Source organism: Ruminococcus sp. RTP21204st1_B2_RTP21204_210225, from assembly GCF_040914135.1.
Lineage (GTDB): Bacteria > Bacillota > Clostridia > Oscillospirales > Ruminococcaceae > Hominimerdicola > Hominimerdicola aceti.
On sequence record NZ_JBCPGA010000004.1, the window covers coordinates 108,354 to 122,326 of the forward strand.

Sequence of the window (13,973 nt, forward strand, 5' to 3'; positions counted from 1 at the left end):
AAAGTTAGCACCGAGCGAAGCGAGAGGTAAAACGCAGGCACAAGCCCGGCGTTAGAGGGCTTGCAGGGTCAAGGGACAGAGTCCCTTGCGGAGTTTGAGGCAGAGCCTCATTCGGCGTAAGCCGACTAGGTGCAGATTTAATGAGAAAAAAAGCACATGAAAGTCCGATATTAAACAAAGGTGATATCGGAGCAAAAATCTGCACCGTTTTCCCTATCCCTTAGCAAATGTAAATCCGCAAAGAGCGAAGCGATTTTGCGGCGGAAGAACTTGCCCGAATAAGATGTAGGAGCTTGCTTGATGAATAATAAGATGTGCGTGCTGTGGAAAATGCGGGTGAACACTGTTCGCCCCCACATTATGCCCTTATATCTCTCCGCTTGCGTGTCTTGTCACATGACAGCCTACGTTCACTGACACCGGCAGGCCTGCGATATGGGTCGGTGCTTCTTCTATATTTACTGCAAGGCAGGTCTGTGTGCCGCCAAAGCCTTGCGGCCCTATGCCAAGGAGGTTTATCTTCTCCAGCATTTTCGCTTCAAGCTTTGCATAACGTTCCTTTGGGTTTCTCTTTGATACGCTTCTGCACAGAGCTTTCTTTGCAAGGTATGCGCACTTCTCAAAGTCGCCGCCTATGCCTACTCCTATGACTATTGGCGGACATGGGTTAGAACCTGCTTTTGCACACACTGACACTACCCAATCCACTATCTCGTCCTCGGTAACTGACGGGGTCATCATTTTAAGCTGTGACATATTTTCGCTGCCAAAGCCCTTTGGTGCCACCATTATTTCTACCTTTTCGCCCTCTGCTATTTTAAGATGCACAACAGGCGGTGTATTATCCCCTGTGTTTACTCTTTCCAATGGGTCGGAAACTATGGAACAGCGCAGTCTGCCCTCTGTATAGCCTCTTGCTACGCCTTTATTTATGGCTTCATTCAGCGAACCGCCTACAAAATGCACGTCCTGTCCTATGGTCATGAAGATAACTGCCATGCCTGTGTCCTGACAGATAGGGATAGTTTCTTCTCTTGCTACTCTCATATTGTCAAGGATATCAGCAAAGACGTTCTTTCCCACCGGGGACTGCTCTTTCCTGGCGTTGCACTCTATACAGCTTTCCATATCCTCAGGAAGATACAGATTGGCTTTTATGCACAGCTCTCTTACAAGTTCTTCTACTTCTGAAACGTTTATCTCTCTCATTTTTATTTATCCTTTCGCTCTGTATTTGCTACCTTTTCACGGTCGCTGAGCTTTATTACTTTTTCGCTGTCAAGGACATAGCATGGCTTGCCCTCCAGAAGAAATTCTCCTTTTAGAAAATCTGCGCAGGCTTCTTCGTTGACGTTTGGGGCTTTACACAGCTTATCCTCGGGGATATCCGTGAAGCCTGTTACGCTGTCGCACAAAAGCCCTACGGAAACTTCTTCGCCCATTGTGATTATTATGCAATCTCTGTCGGAGATCTCTTTTGGCTCATAGTGGAAACGTCTGCGCAGGTCTATGACAGGCACTACCTCGCCCTCGTTCACCACTGTTCCCGGCACATAGTCGGGAAAATCAGGCACGGGAGTTGGGGTCTGCGCCGCTATGATTATTTTTATATCCTCAAAGGGCAGTGAAAAGCTTCGCCCTGCTGAGGTGAAAATGAGATATCTGCTGTTTTCCACAGCTATCCCTCCTTGTTATATTTTATCATAAGCCGTTGTCGATGCGATAATGTATCTCCTGTGCTATCTTGTCAAGGGGACACTGCTTTGACACTGAGCCATTTTCATATGCGGCTTTAGGCATACCATAGACTATGGAGCTTTCTGCGTCCTGTCCGATATTATATGCTCCCATTTTCTTCATGTTGAGCATACCCTTTGCACCGTCACAGCCCATGCCGGTGAGGATAACGCCTATAGCGTTACGCTTTGCGCTGTATGCCACAGAATCAAAAAGCACGTCAACTGACGGACAGTGACCTGAAACCTTTACGCCTGCTTCAGAGGTGACAAAATAGCCTTTTTTATCCCTGAACAATCTAAGGTGCTGACCGCCCTGCGCTATTACCACCATGCCTTGGCTGAGATACAGACCGCTTTTGGCTTCCACAACGTTGTGACCGGTTTCAGTGCATAGCTGTTCGGCATATATCCTTGTATAGCCTGCAGGCATATGCAGGACTGCCACTATAGGGGGCAGGTCGTGGCGGAGGTCTTTAAGGATAGCTTTCAGGGCTTCCGTTGAGCCTGTTGAACCGCCTATGGCTATTATTCTGGAGGTATTTATGGCAGGTATATGCACAACAGAATTAGCTCTTGCTTTTTCAAGGCGCTGTATGCTTTCGGCAAAGCGTTTCTGAAAACGCTCGTTATCAGACGGAGTGCCGTCAGGTTTATATACGACGTCTATAGCACCTGCCTGCATCATGGGATATTTATTGTTATGCTGAATGGTAAGATAGATTATAGGCACAGAATATCGTGGGGCAAGGCTTATGATGTAGTCGTCCATATTGTCTTGGCAATCGCCGTCGAGAAGAACATAGTCGGGAGAAAGGGCGGTGACGCTTTTTCTGCCGTTGCTAAGGCAGGCTGAGGCGAGCTTTGAGCTTTGGAAGCCTGCGTTTGTAAGGGCCTTTCTGCAAAGCTGTGCAAAGGTTTTGTTTTCAGTTATCACAAGAAAGAGAGGCGTCATTTTTTATCCCCTCCCAGCTTGCGGTATATTGCAGGGGCAACTTTTACAAAAGGCATATACTTCGGCACTGATTCTGCGTGACCGATATAGAAATAGCCGCCAACCTCCATTGCGTCATAGAATTTTCTGCATATCTCGGCTTTTGTATCGTCGTCAAAATATATCATGACGTTACGGCAGACGATAAGGTCGAATTTCTTTTTGAAAGTGAAATCATCCATAAGATTGTGGTAGCGAAACTCAACATTCTGCCTTATTGTATCGCTGACCTGCCAGAGATCCTTTGTGTTTGAATATGGGTGAAAATATTTTTTACGCCAATCTTCTGGGATATTCTTTATGGACATACTGGTATAAATGCCGTTTTTGGCAGAACGCAGTGCGTTAAGGGAGATATCCGTGGCAAGTATTTTCAAGTCCCAGAAACGGCGGTCAAAGCCGAAATAATCGTCCATACACATGGCAAGATTATATGGCTCGTTGCCGAATGAGCAGCCTGCACTCCATATACGCATATCATGATCGAGGACGTTTTTTTCGGCATAGGGGAGAAATTTCTCCATGAAGTGTTGGAAATGGTCCGTTTCACGCATGAAATATGTATGGTTGGTAGTAAGGCGGTTTATAAGGTTGGCAGTTTCTCTGCCTGTTTCATCGCTGTAGACGGCGCTGAGATATTCTGAAAAGCTGTTGAAGCCGCAGTCCAATACATAGTTGCTCAGCCTGCTTTCAACGATAGACTTTTTCCTTGCAAGGTCAAGACCGTATTTTTCTTTTATGAATGCAGTAAGCTCGTCAAAGTCTGACTGAGAGATCTCAAGACGTGACAGCATTCCTCTTCCTCCTTGTTATTATGTTTTACCTGTTTGTTCTGACCAGAATATCAGGGTCAAGCAGGGATATGTTTTTGTTGTTTGCGTTTATAAAGCATTTTACAAGGCTGTTTTTTACGGGCGACACGGCGGTCTGCTGGGGGAGGATATCCTCAACGTCCAAGACCTTATCGCATATTATGCCAGCCTGATTTGAGCCGACTTCTATCACTATGGTACTGCTTCTGTTGTCATACTCCCCTTCGGGCAGTCCAAGACGCAGGCGGAGATCTATCACGGGAACGGCTTTTCCTCGGAGATTTATAACGCCTTTTATGAACTTTGGTGTTTTCGGGAGCCTTGTGACGGGGAGAAGCCCTATTATATCGGTGACATCTTTTACCTCAAAGGCGTAATATTTTTCATCAGAAACAAAGGAGAGTATTTTTCCGCCCTTCTGACAAAATTCGTTTATATCCTGTTCTGACATCTTTATTCACCCTTTCGGAAGTCATAATTGCCGAGAAATTCTTTCATATCCAGTATTATGGTTATACTGCCGTCACCGAGGACCGAACAGCCTGCCATGCCTGATTCCTTGAGGGGATAGGCGTCAAGGAGAGGTGAGAACGGTTTTACTACCACCTGCTGGTCAACTGTTATCCTGTCTGCCATGAGGACGGCTTCCTTGCCGCCGTCTTTACAACAGAGCATTATGCCCTTTGTTACGTCCTTTTCGGCATTTGGTATATCAAAATGGTCGCTCATTCTGATAAGAGGCAGACATTTTTCACGGAGCATTATAAACTCGTTGCCCTCGGGGTCGGTGATAAAGCTTTCGGTTTTGCAGGAGAAAGCTTCGGAAACTGCGGAAACAGGCAGAGAGAAATTCTCGCCCCCTACGTCAACGCTTAAAACGTCAAGGATAGACAGAGAGAGTGGTATCCTGATAGTAAAGACAGAGCCTTCGCCAAACTTGGAGTCAACATAGAGCTTTCCGCCGACTTTCTCAAGGTTTTTCTTTACAACGTCCATTCCCACGCCTCTGCCTGAATATTCGGTTATTTTATCATTGGTGGAAAAGCCTGCCGCCACAACAAAATTGAATATCTCTTTGTCGGTATATTCATTCTCAGGCTTTGTGAGCATCCCGTTTTTCTTGGCTTTCGCCATAAGCTTTGCGGTATCCATTCCTGCACCGTTGTCACGGCAGGAGATAACCACTTCGTTGGAGTCATAGCCTGCGCTTAGAGTAACTGTGGCAGGCTCGGTCTTGCCTGCTTTTGCACGGACTTCGGGGTCTTCTATGCCGTGGTCAACTGCATTTCTTACAATGTGCATAAGGGGGTCATTGAGGATATCTACGATAGATTTATCCACTTCCGTTTCCTGCCCTTCAAACACAAGAGTAACGTTCTTTTTGAGCTTTTGGTTCATATCCCTGACAACACGGTTCATCTTCTGAAATGCTGTGGAAACAGGCACCATTCGTATGGACATTACAACGTCCTGAAGCTCGTCGGTAAGCTTTTTCAGCTCACGGGAGGATTTATTGAAGCGGTCAAGGTTTATCTCGGCTTTTTTCAGGTCGGGAGAGGAGATAACAGAACCTTCGGTTATAACGATCTCAGCCACAAGGTCAAGAAGTCTGTTGAGCTTATCGAGCTTGACGGATATCATGGACTGCTCATGCTTTTCGGCATGCTTTTTGGGGACTGCATTTGCAGGCTGAGCAGGCTTTGGGGCTGACTTTTCCGGAGCAGACTTTTGGGCAGGCTGAGGTTTTTTGGCTGCGTTAGCAGGTTGCTCAGGCTTTTTCACCTGCTCGGCTTTGTCAACGTTCACGGCGTTTTTCATAAGGTCAAGAACGCCATTCGGGTCATCGGTGATAAGCTTTATGTAAAGTCCCTTTTTGGATATCTCGTCCCCTGCATTGTCGGCGTCAAGATCCTCAGGGAAAGTTTTTATTACCTCGCACATTTTACCTAAAGCACGCAAAAGCACCAATGCACGCATATCAGGCATTGCACAGCTTTCGGAATATGTGACCTTATAGGTGAGAACGCCCTCTTTTTCATCATCAGGGAAAAGCCCCTCATAGGTGTTGGTATCGGCTGAGGAAGTATCGGAACTGTCTGTGGCAGGCTGACCTTTCATGGTGGCTGCAAAGGCGTGTATCTTATTTTCAAGCTCTGAAAAATCGGTGAGCGGTGCGTCGTCATAGAGTGAATCAAGCTCAGATTTAAGATTATCAGAGGCTGAGAAAAGAAGCTCATAGAGAGCAGGCTTGTCATATTTCACAGTAGGGTCTTCACGGATAATGTAGAAGAGATCCTCAACTGAGTGGGCAAGGGTAGACATATTGTGCATACTCATCATGGCGGCAGAGCCTTTAATAGTGTGCATGGTACGGAATATCTCGTTGATATCGTCGGAGGAGATAGAGTCTTCCTGCTCGGTGCGCATAAGGATCTCGTCCAACTTTTCCAGAAGGTCGCCTGTTTCAAAGACGAACATATCCGCCATATTTTCCATACCGCTTTCAAATTTCGGCAAAAAAGTCACTCCCTTTCGGTGCTGTTGAAGCATACGGATATAATCAATAATATTATAGCAAATTTTTTGATATTTTTCAAGCATTTTTGTGCATTTTAAGTAAAAGAAACGATCAAGTGAGGAGGGGAGGGTAAGTGAGGAGTGAGGAGTGAGGAATTGGCAAAGCTGCCCCCAAGCACCGAGCGAAGCGATAGATAAAGCGCACGCTCAAGCTCGGCACTGGAGGGCTTGTGGGGTCTAGGGGCAAAGCCCCTAGCGGAGTATGAGGCAGAGCCTCATTCGGCGATAGCCGACTAGGTGCAGATTGTAGTATTAAAAGCATATAGAAATAAGATATCAGACAAAAGAAATATCGGAGTAACACAATCTGCACCGCTATTCTATCCCAAAGCAAAACGTATATCCGCAAAGAGCGGAGCGATTTTGCGGCGGCAGAAACTTGCCCGAATACCTGTAGGGGAGCAGCGCAATTTCTGCTTTGCAGAAACACGACGTCCCGTTTCGAGGAGTTGCGGGGGGTTGAATTTGTACAAACCATGTAGGCGAATAAAGGCGGGCGAACGCTGTTCGCCCCTACCGCCATTTGTGGGTTTATCACAGGATCGAGCAGGCAAACAGGTGCGGGCTGTCGAGGGCGCCAGCCCCTACATGGTTTGTAAAGTGCGGCTAACACAAGTACAAATAAAAAATGCGAAACGAAAACCGTTCCGCATTGGTATCATATCAAATTATTTTTCCACCGCATATCACCATGTCAGGTGATACCATTACATCAAGGGGGTCGCCGCTGAATAGGGTGAGGTCTGCGTCAAGCCCTGCCTTTACAGAGCCTACCCGGTCGGATATGCCTGCTATCTCTGCCGCTGTGCAGGTGATAGCTTCAATGCCCTTTTCATAGTCAAGACCGTTTTTTACTGCAATAGCCGCTGACAAGGGCAGATATTCTATCGGCACTTCTGCGTGGTCGGTGCAGATTGCTACCTTTATGCCGTGAGAAGAAAGTATGCCTGCGTTTGCCGGGGTAAGATTTGCCATTTCAGGCTTGCACCTGTCGCATATTACAGGACCTATCACACAGCTTGCTTCTTCCTCTGCAAGCTCGTCAGCTATGATATGACCGTCAGTGCAGTGTATAAGCACATAGTCAAGCTCAAATTCTTTCGCTATCCTTATGGCGGTGAAAATATCGTCCGCCCTGTGACAGTGAAAATGCGCCTTGACTTCACCTCTGAGAACAGGGAGCAGAGCCTCCGACTTCATGTCAAACTCAGGCATATCCTCCTCGCTTCCCATTGCACGCTCGACCGCTTCACCGTATTTCTGCGCCTTTATAAGTGCTTCTCTTATTATGCCTGCCACTGCCATTCGGGTGTAGGGGGCGTCCTCTTTGTCAGAATAGGTGAGTTTAGGGTTTTCACCCATTGAGAATTTCATTCCAACTGTGCCTACAAGCATTTTATCTACTCGCTTGCCATAGGTTTTTACTGCCGCAATACTGCCTGCAACAGGGTTTGCTGAGCCTGGGGATACAAGACAGCATGTTACGCCTGCTTTTCTTGCAAGCTCAAAGGAATAGTCGATGGGGTTTATGCCGTCAACAATGCGGATATGTGCTGTGCATGGTTCAGATTCCTCGTTGAAATCCTCGCCCTCCATGCCTACGCCGCTTGTGGATAGTCCAAGATGTGTGTGAATGTCGATAAAACCAGGGTAAACTGTTCTGCCGTTGCCGTCTATGTCTTCGGCTGTGACAGCTTCGGGAGAGCCGCTTTCTACAGCGGAAATAATGCCGTCTGTTATCTCAACCCAGCCGTTTTCAATAACACGTCTGTCGCTGTCCATGGTCTTTATTTTAACGTTGTAAATTTTCATATGCAGTTTTCACCATTCTTATTTGCCTGTTGAGCCAAAGCCGCCTGCGCCACGCTCTGTATCGGAAAGCTCTGTTACTTCCTCTACTTCGGGAGTGAAAACAGGGGTTATCACAAGCTGTGCGATCCTGTCGCCACTGTTTATGGTGTAGTCCTTGTCTGAACTGTTGTGGAGAGCGCAGATTATCTCACCTCTGTAGTCCCAATCAACAACGCCAACGCAGTTTGCAGGGGCAATGCCGAACTTTGATGCGAGTGAGCTTCTTGCATAGATAAGAAGAACGCAGTTTTTCTCGCCCTGAACCTCGGCTGATATGCCTGTGTGTATTTTCTCGGTCTGACCTGCTTTTATGGTAACAGGTGCGTCTGTGCAGGCACAAAGGTCATAGCCTGCGCTAAATTCTGTTTGTCTTGCAGGGATAACTGCATTTTCCTTAAGCTTTTTTATAAGTAATCTCATTTTATAAAACTCCTCTGTAGTATAGGCCATTGGTGGCGTTTTCGGGCTTTGCACCCCTTTCGCCATGGTAAGCCTTTATTATTTCGTTTATCCTGTGGGCATTCTCCTCATAGAAGTGAAGCTCCATATAGTCGGCATTATCAAAATCGTCGAGCTTGTCTGCAAGGTACAAAATATCGGAATTTAGTATCTCTGCGCAATCTCTGCCCTTTGGACATCTCACCGGAAACTCTCTGCCTGTGCGGTCAAAAAGCTTGCCCTTGCAGTTTTTACAGCCTATATCGTTTCTTATAGGACAGTTTGCTGTGAGCATAAGGGGAAGTCTGCCGTATGCCACAAAGCCTATCTCAATGGGCTTCTTTAATTTTTCTATCTGCGACGCTTTAAGCTCAAAGGACACTGTGCAGTCTTTTGCACCAAGTTTTTTTACCTCGTCCAATGCGGCTGAGTTGCAGAGATTGAATGAATAGCCTGCGTGAAGCTCAAAGCCAAGGTCATTCGCAATAAGGCAGTGGCCGATATTCATGGCGAGCATTTTTGTTATGCCTGCTTCTTTTGCGGCTGAAAGCTTTTCACATAGGGCTTTCTCGTCGAATGTGAAGCGTGGCATTATTATCATAAGCTTGCTTTTGTCTGACACGATCTTTGCCGCTTCTGACGCTATCTCTATTGGCACGCCCACAAGCTCTGCTTTGTCAAGGTCAACACCCTCAAGCTGAGAGAGCTTTGAGAGCATTATGCGGATCTTTTTGTGTTCATAGGCTTTTGGCAGGGTAGGAAGATCGGTAAGTGCTTTGTCGGTAAAATCGGCGGTATGGGTGAAAAAGTCTATACGCTTCTGGTCAAGCTTTTCTACCGCCTGCCGTCTTAGGTCGTTAAGTGCGGAAGCTGGATAGGCAAGGTCTTTGCCTATGGCGGCTTCAAGTCCTCCGAACTCATATATGGTGTCCCCAAGCTTGGAGAGCTGTTTTTTCACATAGTCGCTGTCGCAGGCCTTTTTCAAGGCTTTCTGTGGTATATCGCCGTAAACGGTCACGGCGTTTCCTTCGCTGTCACGGAGAGAAAGCTCCGCCTGAGAATTTTCCTGAAGCTTTATGGCGAAAAAGGCTTTTGTGCGCTTTTCACATCTGCGGTAAAGCTCGTGAAGCTCGGGAAGAATTTTGGCGGTGGCGGAAACGTCCTCTTTCTGCCTTGTGCCGAACATTTCTCTGCCAAGCTTGCCGTTGTAATAGCCGTCTGTAAAGCCCCCACGAGAAAATACCGCTTCAAGGGCTTTCAGGTCATAAGGCTTGTTTTCCAGAGAATTTTTACAGCAGTTCACTGCCGCCGCAACATATTCGGGGCGCTTCATTCTGCCCTCTATTTTAAGAGAGGAAACTCCGTCCTTTTCGAGCCTTTGGAGCTTATCAACATAGGACATATCTTTCAGAGAGAGGGCGTAACGCTCCTGCCCCTTTGTTATCTTATCCCCTTGTGCGGGAAGTCTGCACGCTTGTGCGCAAAGGCCGCGGTTTGCGCTTCGTGAGCCTATAAGAGCGCTCATATAGCACTGACCTGACACGGACATACAAAGTGCGCCGTGGACAAAGACCTCTGTTTCGATGCCAAGGGCGGTGAGGTCTTTTATGGTATGCTCGGGAAGCTCTCTTGACAGGACGGCTCTTGAAAAACCGAGGTTTTTAGCCATTTTCACACCGCTTTCGCTGTGGATGGTCATTTGGGTGGAGGCGTGATATTCAAGGTCGGGGCAACATTCACGGCATATTTTCACAAGGGTCAGGTCTTGGGTGATAAGTCCGTCAACGCCAATTTCTGCGGCAAATTTGACGGCTTTTTTGCACTCTTCGAGCTGTTCGTCAAAGACAACAGTGTTTATAGCCTGATAGACCTTTACACCTCGCAGGTGACAGAGCCTTACGGCTTCTTTTAGCTGTTCATCTGTGAAATTGACGGCATTTTGTCTGGCGGAGAATTTCTCTCCCCCGAGATAAACTGCGTCACAGCCGCTTCTAAGGGCGGCTTCGAGAGTTTCAAAAGAACCGCAAGGAGCAAGTATCTCAGCTTTGTGAGCCATTAATGGCTTCCTCCCTCGGGTCTGTAATTCACTGTGCCGACAAAATTGCCGTTGTTAGGCTGATTAGGGTGGACAGGTCTTTCAATAGCGTTCTTTATCTCCTGCGAAAGAAGCTCGTTTGCGTTTATAACTTCGTCCTCAGGCTCTCTTTTTACAACTGTGCGTGCTTCGAGCTGTTCTTCAAGGTCATGGACTTTTGCCTGAAGCTCTCTTATTTCTTTCTGAGCTTCGTCAGCCTGACTTCTTGCTCTGCCTGCGTCGTCAACATAGTCCTTTATCTGGGTGCGGATATTCTCGATATTCTGATTTGCCTTGCTAAGCTCGTCAAGACAATCAAGCGCTGTCAGCACTGCGGCGTCCTGAACGGAAAGGCTCGGGATAGCTTTCATCATGCCTTTTATCTTTGAATTTATCACCAACGCAAGTTTATTGGTATACTCCTGCGACTCTTCGGAAAGCAGATTGTATGTACGGTTATAAATATTTACTTTAAGCTTGTTTTTCATAGCTTTTGACCTCCCTTTATTTTCTTTGCTGTGAACTTGTATACTTAATTGTATTATACACTACTTTTTGAGAAAAATAAAGAGGGTAAAAAGAAGTTTTTTGTAAATACGCCCTTTGCGGTGGTTTTTGCTTGACATTTTTACAAATATGATATATAATTAATCATAGATTTTCTATAGGATTTATGAAAGGATCTGACGCTGATGAAAATATCCACAAAGGGAAGATATGCACTGAGGCTCATGCTTGACCTTGCTTTACATGAGCAGAGCGGATATGTGCCTATCAAAGCGATCGCTGAAAGACAAGACATCAGCGACAAGTATCTTGAACAGATAATATCCATTCTTGCAAGAGCGGGCTTTGTAAAGAGTGTTCGTGGTGCAGGGGGCGGATACAAGCTGGCAAAAACGCCTGCGGAATACACTGTGGGAATGATACTTCGGCTCACAGAGGGAAGTCTTGCTCCTGTGGCTTGTCTGGAGGGGGAAGAAAATACCTGTCCACGTCAGGATAGCTGTGCAACGCTGACGGTATGGAAAAAGCTTTACGGTGCTATAAATGATGTTGTTGACGGCATTACTTTGCAGGACCTTGTAAATCAGGAAAATGCAAGGATAGATGATTACGTTATTTGATATTTTGTAGGGGCGGGCTTTGCTCGCCCGTTTTTTGTGCGATTTTAAGCTGTCTGTTTGCAGAATGGAGTGGTCTTGCCCATGACCGCTCTTTTTTTACGCCTTTTTATCTTCTACCTATAGCACAAAAGAAAGCCTATATGACAGCTTGGTTTTGTGCATAATTGATTTTGTCATGTTCTTGTAAAATTATTGTGGGATATGGTATTGCTTTGATGCACAAATGTGATGTTCGGATAGGACTTTTGGATTGTGCAAAAGATACAATTTGCGGTGGAAAAAGTGTGAAACTGAGGCATTTGCAAATCATAGTCTGGAGGTATAAAATAAGGATAGAAATTAAATTGGAGTGATAATAATGAGTACAACAGTTCAGGTAAAAAATTCAACAAAGCATATTCAGCTTATTTGTGTGACAGGTCTTTTTGCGGCAATGATATATGTTCTTACGGCATGGCTTCACATTCCTACGGGTGCAGGCTACACACACGCAGGTGACGGACTTATTTATCTTGCGGCTTCGATGCTTCCTACACCTTATGCAATGGCGGCAGGCGCTATCGGAGCAGGTCTTGCAGACGGACTTTCAGGATTTGTGGTATGGCTCCCTGGAACTATCGTTATAAAGGCTATAACTGCCCTTTGCTTTTCAAGAAAGACAGAGAAAATAATCTGCGTGAGAAATCTGCTTGGAATTATCCCTGCACTTGTTATATGCGTGGTATGCTACAGTCTTTATGAGGGAATTTTTATGGCAGGCGGTTTCTCAAAGAGTGCTATAATCTCGGCTTTCGGTCAGACTCCTGCTTACTGCATACAGGTGCTTGCAAGCTCGATACTTTATATAGTGCTTGGACTTGCTTTTGACAAGGCTGGACTTAAAAAGAAGTTTTCACATTTGTTTGGATAATTTATTGGCATAAAAGCGTGATAAGCAAAGTGGACGACATCAGGTCGTCCCTACGCATTTTGGCAAAAGAAAAAGGGGCGGAAGTCAAATTCCGTCCCTTTAACGTTATTTTTATGGAGAATGAAGTTACAAGCTATATCTTTGAATAGCCGAAGCTGTTTACCAAAGCGTCGACCTTCTGTCCTGATTTGCACATTGGGCATTCTGATGATGTATATGTCATGTAATCAGGCAGATCCTTTTCTGTGAAAAGGGCGTGGATAGCAGTGCCGTTGTTCTCTTTGATAGCGGAGAATATGGAAGCTATTCCTACAAGGTTGCCGTTATAGTATTTCAGACAGTCCATTGCTCTGTTTATGCTCTTTCCGGTTGAAACGGAAGCGATAAGCAGAAGCACCTGCTTGCCCCATATTTTCTTCTGAGTGTTATCTCTGAATATCATCTGGTTTACAGCGTTTAGCTCAGGTGTTACTACATTTACGTCTGCACCGCTGTTTATGCCGCTTTCGCCAAGGCTTTCAGCGAGAAAGGCACCGATGATCTCTGTGCCTTCAAGGCATATGATAGTGTCGATATGTGTTGAAACATAGGTGGCTGCCAATGCCTTTGCGGCTTCCTTTGCCATTTTATAACCAGTTTTAAGAGATGTTATATCTACATAATAATTGATATGCGAGTGGTTAGTTGCATAGTGACCCGGTATAACGCCTATCTGTATCTTGCTGTTGCCTGCTGCCTGTATAATTTGCATACGTTCTTCCAAAATAAAGACCTCCTTACAAGTAAAGTGTGAACAGTATGTTGCTATTCGTTATTATATCACATATGAACAAGATTTTCAATGCTATTTTTGATGAATTTTGCTATATATTTTTGTGACAATACACAATTAATAAACTGATAAATCAAAATTTAAAGCGATTTATTTGTAATTCGTGAGGTGTTGTGTATATTGTTGTGTAAACTAATGTATGATTTGTACAAAATTCTGCTTGTAATTTTATTGGAAAATGTGTATAATTGAATGAGGAAAACTTTAAGCAGCTCTGTGATAAAGCTTTGCTGTTGATAAATGGCGTATCGGAGGAGGTCTTTTTATATGAGGACAAGAAAGCTTTTGTCGGGGCTTGGGGCGGCTGTGATGTCGCTTATGATGATAATACCGTGGGCGGTGTATGCGGACAGCCCTCAGACGGAGGACAGCTCCATTGTGACGGAAAGCTCTGCGGCGGAGGCTATGGCGGAGCAGGAGGTTATCAAGGCGCAGAAAAACTCCACCCAGAACACTGAGACCGATTGGGTGCTTTTCGGCTGTATCGGCGGCGGTGCGGTGGTAGTGCTTATAATGATAGGGCTTATGGCTAAGAAAAAATAATACATATTAGGGCGGCGTGGGCTGCCCTTTTTTTGTTGGGGTGATTTGTTACAATCTGTATTGGTGAATGCTGTTTGCA

The 13,973-nt window shown here is 45.7% G+C and carries 14 protein-coding genes; 3 read left to right on the forward strand and 11 right to left on the reverse strand.

The genetic code is table 11. The features are described from left to right. Window positions 1–366: 366 nt before the first annotated feature. From AB5123_RS02870 to zapA, 10 genes are all read right to left on the reverse strand, one after another. Window positions 367–1,209: a fumarate hydratase gene (locus tag AB5123_RS02870; RefSeq protein WP_138336857.1), complete on the reverse strand. Its 843-nt coding sequence runs from the start codon at window positions 1,207–1,209 to the stop codon at window positions 367–369. Between the two features lie 2 nt (window positions 1,210–1,211). After that, complete coding sequence (locus AB5123_RS02875; protein WP_181982547.1) at window positions 1,212–1,676, reverse strand: chemotaxis protein CheW; 465 nt, start codon at window positions 1,674–1,676, stop codon at window positions 1,212–1,214. Between the two features lie 25 nt (window positions 1,677–1,701). Next, a complete protein-coding gene (locus AB5123_RS02880) occupies window positions 1,702–2,691 on the reverse strand; it encodes a chemotaxis protein CheB (protein ID WP_368364507.1) in 990 nt (329 codons plus the stop codon). After that, on the reverse strand, window positions 2,688–3,524 hold the full coding sequence (locus AB5123_RS02885) for a protein-glutamate O-methyltransferase CheR (RefSeq protein WP_368364508.1): 837 nt from the start codon (window positions 3,522–3,524) through the stop codon (window positions 2,688–2,690). The genes AB5123_RS02880 and AB5123_RS02885 overlap by 4 nt, the downstream gene beginning before the upstream one ends. Window positions 3,525–3,549: 25 nt before the next feature. Then, window positions 3,550–3,993 carry a chemotaxis protein CheW gene (locus AB5123_RS02890; RefSeq protein WP_022288702.1) on the reverse strand — a complete coding sequence of 148 codons (444 nt, stop codon included), beginning with the start codon at window positions 3,991–3,993 and terminating at the stop codon, window positions 3,550–3,552. A 2-nt stretch (window positions 3,994–3,995) separates the two neighbouring features. Further along, window positions 3,996–6,059, reverse strand: coding sequence for a chemotaxis protein CheA (locus AB5123_RS02895; RefSeq protein ID WP_368364509.1), 2,064 nt, complete (start codon window positions 6,057–6,059; stop codon window positions 3,996–3,998). A 723-nt stretch (window positions 6,060–6,782) separates the two neighbouring features. Then, window positions 6,783–7,931: an amidohydrolase gene (locus tag AB5123_RS02900; protein ID WP_368364510.1), complete on the reverse strand. Its 1,149-nt coding sequence runs from the start codon at window positions 7,929–7,931 to the stop codon at window positions 6,783–6,785. An 18-nt stretch (window positions 7,932–7,949) separates the two neighbouring features. Beyond that, window positions 7,950–8,390 carry a dUTP diphosphatase gene (dut, locus tag AB5123_RS02905; RefSeq protein ID WP_022288698.1) on the reverse strand — a complete coding sequence of 147 codons (441 nt, stop codon included), beginning with the start codon at window positions 8,388–8,390 and terminating at the stop codon, window positions 7,950–7,952. Between the two features lies 1 nt (window position 8,391). Next, entirely contained in the window at window positions 8,392–10,464 is a 2,073-nt protein-coding gene (locus AB5123_RS02910) for a DUF3656 domain-containing protein (protein ID WP_368364511.1), read from the reverse strand. Continuing rightward, window positions 10,464–10,970, reverse strand: a complete 507-nt coding sequence (gene zapA / locus AB5123_RS02915; RefSeq protein ID WP_022288696.1) for a cell division protein ZapA — start codon at window positions 10,968–10,970, stop codon at window positions 10,464–10,466. Before zapA ends, AB5123_RS02910 begins: the two co-directional genes overlap by 1 nt. A 204-nt stretch (window positions 10,971–11,174) precedes the next feature. Between zapA and AB5123_RS02920 the strand changes: the two genes are divergently transcribed. Beyond that, the gene (locus AB5123_RS02920; protein WP_038670273.1) at window positions 11,175–11,609 is read left to right on the forward strand and encodes an Rrf2 family transcriptional regulator; all 435 of its coding nucleotides are present in this window, start codon (window positions 11,175–11,177) and stop codon (window positions 11,607–11,609) included. Window positions 11,610–11,967: 358 nt separating this feature from the next. Next, window positions 11,968–12,519: a TIGR04002 family protein gene (locus tag AB5123_RS02925; RefSeq protein WP_046440589.1), complete on the forward strand. Its 552-nt coding sequence runs from the start codon at window positions 11,968–11,970 to the stop codon at window positions 12,517–12,519. A 133-nt stretch (window positions 12,520–12,652) separates the two neighbouring features. On the opposite strand, the gene AB5123_RS02930 is transcribed toward AB5123_RS02925, so the two are convergent. Continuing rightward, complete coding sequence (locus AB5123_RS02930) at window positions 12,653–13,282, reverse strand: phosphoribosyltransferase (RefSeq protein WP_022288693.1); 630 nt, start codon at window positions 13,280–13,282, stop codon at window positions 12,653–12,655. A 336-nt stretch (window positions 13,283–13,618) separates the two neighbouring features. On the opposite strand from AB5123_RS02930, the gene AB5123_RS02935 reads away from it, so the two are divergent. Next, entirely contained in the window at window positions 13,619–13,894 is a 276-nt protein-coding gene (locus AB5123_RS02935; protein ID WP_256321681.1) for a hypothetical protein, read from the forward strand. The last annotated feature ends 79 nt before the right edge of the window (window positions 13,895–13,973 follow it).

Coding starts and splice junctions, on each gene's coding strand:
- AB5123_RS02870 (WP_138336857.1), bottom strand. CDS start 1,209: ATGAGAGAGATAAACGTTTCAGAAGTAGAAGAACTTGTAAGAGAGCTG.
- AB5123_RS02880 (WP_368364507.1), bottom strand. CDS start 2,691: ATGACGCCTCTCTTTCTTGTGATAACTGAAAACAAAACCTTTGCACAG.
- AB5123_RS02885 (WP_368364508.1), bottom strand. CDS start 3,524: ATGCTGTCACGTCTTGAGATCTCTCAGTCAGACTTTGACGAGCTTACT.
- AB5123_RS02890 (WP_022288702.1), bottom strand. CDS start 3,993: ATGTCAGAACAGGATATAAACGAATTTTGTCAGAAGGGCGGAAAAATA.
- AB5123_RS02900 (WP_368364510.1), bottom strand. CDS start 7,931: ATGAAAATTTACAACGTTAAAATAAAGACCATGGACAGCGACAGACGT.
- dut (WP_022288698.1), bottom strand. CDS start 8,390: ATGAGATTACTTATAAAAAAGCTTAAGGAAAATGCAGTTATCCCTGCA.
- AB5123_RS02910 (WP_368364511.1), bottom strand. CDS start 10,464: ATGGCTCACAAAGCTGAGATACTTGCTCCTTGCGGTTCTTTTGAAACT.
- zapA (WP_022288696.1), bottom strand. CDS start 10,970: ATGAAAAACAAGCTTAAAGTAAATATTTATAACCGTACATACAATCTG.
- AB5123_RS02920 (WP_038670273.1), top strand. CDS start 11,175: ATGAAAATATCCACAAAGGGAAGATATGCACTGAGGCTCATGCTTGAC.
- AB5123_RS02925 (WP_046440589.1), top strand. CDS start 11,968: ATGAGTACAACAGTTCAGGTAAAAAATTCAACAAAGCATATTCAGCTT.
- AB5123_RS02935 (WP_256321681.1), top strand. CDS start 13,619: ATGAGGACAAGAAAGCTTTTGTCGGGGCTTGGGGCGGCTGTGATGTCG.